At 43.8% G+C, this 6,705-nt stretch carries 5 protein-coding genes; 1 reads left to right on the forward strand and 4 read right to left on the reverse strand.

Annotated features, from left to right (window positions below):
• Nucleotides 1-91 precede the first annotated feature (91 nt).
• From Q9R36_RS19860 to mgtE, 4 genes are all read right to left on the reverse strand, one after another.
• Entirely contained in the window at nt 92-883 is a 792-nt protein-coding gene (locus Q9R36_RS19860; RefSeq protein ID WP_083783141.1) for a CheR family methyltransferase, read from the reverse strand.
• A 64-nt stretch (nt 884-947) separates the two neighbouring features.
• A complete protein-coding gene (locus Q9R36_RS19865) occupies nt 948-3,749 on the reverse strand; it encodes a sensor histidine kinase (RefSeq protein ID WP_311225775.1) in 2,802 nt (933 codons plus the stop codon).
• 145 nt (nt 3,750-3,894) lie between these two features.
• Nucleotides 3,895-4,074, reverse strand: a complete 180-nt coding sequence (locus Q9R36_RS19870) for an H-type small acid-soluble spore protein (RefSeq protein WP_022544063.1) — start codon at nt 4,072-4,074, stop codon at nt 3,895-3,897.
• A 64-nt stretch (nt 4,075-4,138) separates the two neighbouring features.
• Complete coding sequence (gene mgtE, locus Q9R36_RS19875; protein ID WP_009795541.1) at nt 4,139-5,485, reverse strand: magnesium transporter; 1,347 nt, start codon at nt 5,483-5,485, stop codon at nt 4,139-4,141.
• A 148-nt stretch (nt 5,486-5,633) separates the two neighbouring features.
• On the opposite strand from mgtE, the gene Q9R36_RS19880 reads away from it, so the two are divergent.
• Entirely contained in the window at nt 5,634-6,257 is a 624-nt protein-coding gene (locus Q9R36_RS19880) for a LysE family transporter (protein ID WP_022544064.1), read from the forward strand.
• The last annotated feature ends 448 nt before the right edge of the window (nt 6,258-6,705 follow it).

Genomic DNA, 6,705 nt, shown 5'->3' on the forward strand with positions numbered 1-6,705 from the left:
AACTATGTAAAATATCAAATGGAAGGGCGGAACCATCATTGGTTCCGCCCTTCTTATTCTGAATTTCTGCCTAACGATTCAGGCAATCTCCTTACTTTTTCGTATATAATCTCTCTTTGCCATCAAACTCCGCATAATTTTCCTTTGAACGTCCGATTCTCAGCGTTTCTTTGTTTCCAAGTCCCAGGAACCCGCCAACAGAAAGACTCTCATGAAATAGGTCAAGGACATCCTGCTGCAAATGAGGTGTAAAATAAATCATTACATTTCTGCAGATGATGACATGAAACTCATTGAAAGAGCCGTCAGTCACCAGGTTATGCTGGGCAAATATCACATTTTTTACAAGCTCCCGGTGAAAATAGGCATTGAATTCGTCAGTAGAATAATATTCTGAAAAAGCCCTCTTCCCTCCCGCCTGGATGTAATTCTTAGTATAAGTCTGCATCCTGGCAAGGGAAAATGTCCCGCTCTCTGCCTGTTTTAAAACATTTTCGTTTATATCGGTCGCATAAATCCTGGTTTTGCTGCCAAGTCCCTCTTCTTCCATTAATATTGCCATAGAATATGCTTCTTCCCCTGTAGCACAGCCTGCATGCCATATCCGGATTTCCGGGAGAGCTCTGAGACGGGGTACAACCTTTTCACGAAAAGCTCTAAAAAAGGACGGGTCCCGGAACATTTCTGTCACACTGATGGATAAATCGTCCAATATTCTATTAATGAAGCCTGGATAGTGCAGGACTTTCTCAGTGAGCCTGCTGATTGTCGGAATCTGCTCCAGCCTCATTCTATGCTGTATCCTTCTTTCCACAGAGGAGCGCATATATTGGCGGTAATCATAGCCGGAAATCAGGTAGACCGCCTCAAGGAGCAGATCCATCTCAATTTTTTCCCGTTCGTCCGCCTTAAGCACATCCTTTTTCACACATATGCCCCTTTCCAATTTACTTTGAAGCTTTTGTCAGCCACACCCGCATGACGGACAGGAGCTGATCAAGCTTCAGGGGCTTGCTGATATAATCGGATGCACCTGCATCCAGACATTTCTGCTTGTCCCCTTTCATCGCTTTTGCAGTCAATGCAATGATCGGCATTTGTTCAAGTCCATCCATGGATCTCAGCCGCTGCATTGTTTCATACCCATCCATAACAGGCATCATAATATCCATCAGAATAATGTCAATATCCCTTTTCTGCCCAACCATTTCCAGGCATTCCTGCCCGTTCTGCACTGTGGTAACTTCCATGCCCTCAGCTTTAAGCGCTTTTTCAAGCGCATAGATATTGCGGTTGTCATCATCACATATTAGCACAGATTTATTCTTAAAGATATGACGGATTTCCTTTGAAATTCCCGCAGGAACTTCCGGCTCCTCCACACCCGTGTCTGTAATTGTTTCTTCTGCGGCAGCCGAAGCGGCTATTTCGAGGTGTGCTGCTGCAGTATGCTGTTCTTCCTCAAGGCCATTAGGAAGGCTAGGTATAAACAGTGTAAAGGTACTTCCCTTCCCTTCCTCGCTATCCACGAATATCCAGCCTCCCAAAAGCTTTGCAAATTCCCTGCATATGGAAAGACCAAGCCCTGTGCCTCCGTATTTCCTTACAGATGCACCATCTCCCTGCTGAAATGCTTCAAAGATGATCGACTGCTTGCTTTCAGGAATGCCTATTCCTGTATCAGACACTTTTATCTCTGTCCAAAAATCAGTTTTTGATTTTAAAGGCAGATTTTTTGTCTTTTCAGGATCAGCAAGATTTACTTCGATCGAAACAGAGCCCTTCTCTGTGAATTTAAAGCTGTTAGAAAGCAGGTTCTTGATAATCTGCTGGAATCTTTGCTGATCAGTATACATGATTCCGGGAAGGTCTTCAGCAATTGAAATATTAAAGTCCAGATTCTTCTTTTGTGCAAGGTGGCTGAAATTATATTCCAGATAAGAAGGCAATTCGCTCAAATTCATCTCTTCAAAGAGCATATCCAGCTTTCCGGCTTCAATCTTAGATAAGTCCAGGATGTCATTAATGAGAGAAAGCAAGTCTTTTCCTGATGAGTGGATTACTTTAGCTACTTCCTTTTGCTCCTCAGGTATCTCTTCACCCTGCCCCTCTGACAGCATTTCTGACAACAGCAGGATGCTGTTCAGCGGGGTTCTGAGCTCGTGCGACATATTGGCCAGGAATTCAGATTTATATTTTGAGCTCAATAACAGCTGTTCTGCTTTTTCTTCAATATCCTTATTGGCCTGCTGCAGATCCCGGGATTTTTTTTCTGCATCTCTTGTTCTTTCTTCAAGCTGTTCATTGATCATCCTAAGCTCTTCCGATTGCGACTGCAGCTCTTCTGACTGGACCTGAAGTTCCTCAGACTGAGTCTGGAGCTCTTCTGACTGTACTTGGAGCTCTTCTGTCATCATCTGGGATTCTTTTAACAGCCGCTCGATTTCCATTCTTCCGAGCACACTGTTGACTGTAATACCGAGCGTATCCAGCAGCTGTGTCAGAAGCTTCTCTTCAAGAGCTGTGAACTCCCTGATGGAAGCAAACTCTACGACTGCAGTGACATTTCCTTCAAACAGGACCGGGGCAATCAGTATGCTTTTAGGCTTCATTTCCCCAAGTCCGGAACTGACAAGAGAGTAGTCGTCGGGAATCTCCTTCAGCACCCTGGTCCGCTTATCCAAGGCTGCCTGTCCGATGAGTCCTTCGCCAAGGTAGAATTCCTCCCTGCCAGCATCTTTTCCATCTCCCGCATAGCTCGCCTGCTTAAGGAACTTCATGTCCCTGCCTTCGCCATTGCGCAAATAAAACGCACCGGCAGAAGCATCCAGAATAACAGCTGCTTCTGCTATAAATTTTTCTCCCAGCGTCCTGATATCCGTTATATCCTGGTACATCGTAGCGATGTCTGCAATATTCGTCTGCAGCCAATTTTGTTCAGATATATGTTTCGTATAGTCTTTTTCTTTTAAACTATAGTCTTCAAGCGATGCAGCCATCTCATTGAAAGCAAGACCGATTTCGCCTATTTCATCCTTTGTATTAATTTCTACCCTGGGAAGGGAAGAAAGATCGGCATAATTCACCCGGGATATGACATTGATTATCTTTTTCAGGCTCATGGATGTGCTTCTAATCACCCAGAAAGCCGCTGCCACGACAGCAGCAAGACAAAGGATGGACCCTGCTATAATGCTGATTATCATTTGATCATATGTATCACGCGACTTCTCCACTGAAGCACCCATCAGGCTTTCCTGAAAAGCACTGAAGTCAGATAAGTCTTCACTAAGGCTGTCTCTCTGCTCCTGACGGCTTTCCATAAGCCTCCGCAAATCTGCTGCAGGTACATCACCATCCAGCGCCCTTATCAGATCATCCTCTGTGTTGATCAAGGCGGAGTATTCAATTTGGATCTGCGTGAGCAGATCCCGTGCCTCCTCACGATTGAGGCGGTCCTCAAGAAATGCTATGCCCTGTAGAATTGCGTTTCTGTTTTCCTCAATTCTCTCTTTGCTTTCCGCATCGGCAGCCTTTTCACTGTTAATCAGCTGCAGAATCACCTGGTCAGACTGGGTAAATCCCTGCCTGATTTCACCAGCTGTTTTAACTTTTTCATATCTGTCCTCAGTGATTTCCCTAAGGTTGCTTCTCATCCCATTCATAAAATAAACTGTCAAGAATAGGATCGCTGCCACAAATAGCATAATGATCCCGAAACCAAGGAACTGTTTCTTTCTAAAACTCATAATTTCCCCCCTAAATCAGCACTGAATGCCTATATATAGAAAAGCGGACAGAATCCGACCTTCTTTTATACCCTTTCATTTATGTTTCAAACATTTTTTTAAGAAAAAAAATAAAAAAACCGCTCACTTTTGAGCGGCGTCCATCTTATTTTTCCAGTAATTCTCCAATTTCTACTGTTGACCTTTCTTCAAGCGGACCTCTCAAATGTACTGTTGCAGTCCGGCCATCTTCATTGAGGCTGTCAATCCATACTGATGCGCCATTATAAGTGACTTCAATGTCTGCAGATGAAGAAAGGATCTGTTTCACACGGTTTGCGTTCAAAGCAATCCCTCCAAAAAAGTTTTGTCGGTTTAGCATTTCGCAGCTGGAAGATATTTATTCCTGTTCACATCAGCTTTGATATAAAGGCAGTTGCAATGCCGAAATAAACGAATAGCGAGATAATATCATTCAAGGTTGTAATCAAAGGCCCGGAAGCCACTGCCGGATCAATATTCAGCTTATAGAGGACAAGCGGCACTATTGTCCCCGCTAGAGTTCCTATAATCAAGGTGATAATAAGAGAGCCGCCAACCACCAGGCCCAAAAACCCATTACCCTGCCAGATATATGCGATCACAGATATCAGAATGCCGCAAGTCACCCCAATAATAATCCCGACAGCAAGCTCCCTGAGAATCAGCTTTGCTGCAAGCTCCCGATCAACATCTCTGCTGATCAGCCCCCTTACAACAACTGCGAGAGATTGTGTTCCTGTATTCCCTGTCATCCCGGCTATCATCGGCATAAAGAAAGCCAGTGCAACCACCTTGGAAATCGTCTCTTCAAAGCTGCTGATGATCGATCCCGAAACAAGTCCGATAAATAGCAGCAGAATCAGCCATGGCAGCCTCCGATAGGCAGCCACGAAAGCTTTAGTGTCAAAATCAATCGATTTTCCGGAAGCTGAGAGCTTTTCAATATCCTCTGTAGCTTCCCTGATAACCACATCAATGATATCATCCACCGTAATGATGCCTACAAGCCGATCATTCTCTTCTACTACAGGCAGTGCCAGGAAATCATAGCGTTCAATCAGCATGGCTGCATCTTCCTGATCCGTTTCCGCATGAACTGAAATCACCCTGCTGAACATAATATCCCTAATCTGTTCATGAGGCTCTGCTAGAATCAAATCTCTGTAAGAAACAACTCCTGTCAAACGTTTGTCTCCATCTATCACATATAAGTAATTGATTGTTTCCGAAAATACAGCAAAAGATTTCATTTTTGCAACTGTTTCACTGACCGTATAGCTTTCCGGAATCCACACAAACCGGTTCGTCATGATCCTGCCTGCTGTTTCAGGCGGATAATTCATGATGCTCTGGACAATCTGGGATTCCTCCTGCTTCATACCAGCCAGGAGCTCCTCTATCCTTCCAGGTGAAAGGCCTTCTAAAAGCAAGGCCAAATCGTCATTATCCATCAGATCCATGACCTGGCCCGATTTTTCCACACCAAGTTTTACTAAAACTCCATACTGTTCGTCCCTTTCAAGCTCTTCAAGCAGATCCGCAATCTGTTCGGGATCAAGCAGAAGGATGAATCTCGAGCGATGCTTCTCCGGAAGCTCCTCATACAGCCTGGCAATATCATAAGGCTGCAATTCCGCAATCAGTCGCTGGAATTGCTGTTTATCCGCTTCTTTTAAATGTTTGATCAATTTTACCAAATATTGTTCATCAATCATCAATTATCAACCCCTTTGGCTTCGCTTCTACTATTCCCCATTTCTGTCTTCGCAAAGCCAGCCGCAGTTTTAATCCAATTTTCTGTCGTACAAACCTATATTGCTGAATAGAATTGTACAAGCAGCAAATGAAAAGGAGTTGTTTTTTTTGAGCATATTTTTAAGCTATATCTTTCTAGGGCTTTCCCTGGCAGCTCCTATTGGCCCTATAAATGCAGCTCAGCTGGACAAGGGTATCAAAAACGGCTTTTTCCACGCCTGGCTTGTCGGATTGGGAGCAATGATAGCAGATGGAGTATATATGGTTGCCGTCTACATGGGGGTCGTGAATTTTCTTGAGATTCCTTTCGTAAAATCATTTTTATGGCTTTTTGGTTTTTTTGTGCTCGTTTATACAGGAATTGAAAGCCTTTTAACAGCAGGAAAGGTAGTATCAAACGACCGCCTTAAAGACGAATCGGCAGCAAAGTCTTTTATTTCCGGCTTTCTTATGTCCATTTCCAATCCCCTGACCATTCTTTTTTGGCTTGGCATATATGGCTCTGTATTGGCTAAAACAGCCGCAGAATATGATAAAAGCCAGATATTGATATACAGCTGTGCAATCTTTATAGGGCTGCTGTTATGGGATTTGACAATGGCAGCGGTAGCAAGCAGCTTTAGAAGGTTCATGACCAGCAGGATACTCACGCTCATTTCTATCTTATCCGGACTCTCCCTTATCGGGTTTGGACTTTATTTCGGGTATGAGGCATATAAGCTGTTTTTCTAACAATCATAGAAGTTCAGGAAAGTGCACTCTCCCTGGAAGCTGAAAAATTAGCGGTGATTGATGTGGAGATCAGAAATAGCGTTCATTTTGCTGTAAGCATAGCAGATTGGACGGTTGGTTTGGTGTAAGTGATTCTGTTCGCGACTGTGCAGGGGATGCAGCTGCTGGCACTAGTCAGATTTAAGGCATATGGTAAATTAAATGGGGAAGTCGGTAAATTAATCTTTCAAATGGTAGAATAATCCGCAAATTCGGTAGATTATCGGGCCAATTGATGAGAATCACGCTTTAAGCCGCTGCTCTCCCCATTATTGCAATCTAAAAACCAGTTGGTCCGCCCGGCCGCCCGGCCGATAATTTTTACTCAAGAGCAATCCTGTTTATATAAACTTCTCCTTTTCCACTAAAAAAGCGCAAAAAAAAGAACAGTCACGCAGACTGTTCTTTT

Source organism: Bacillus sp. AG4(2022) (assembly GCF_031844465.1).
In the GTDB taxonomy this organism is placed as follows: Bacteria; Bacillota; Bacilli; order Bacillales; family Cytobacillaceae; genus Bacillus_AB; species Bacillus_AB infantis.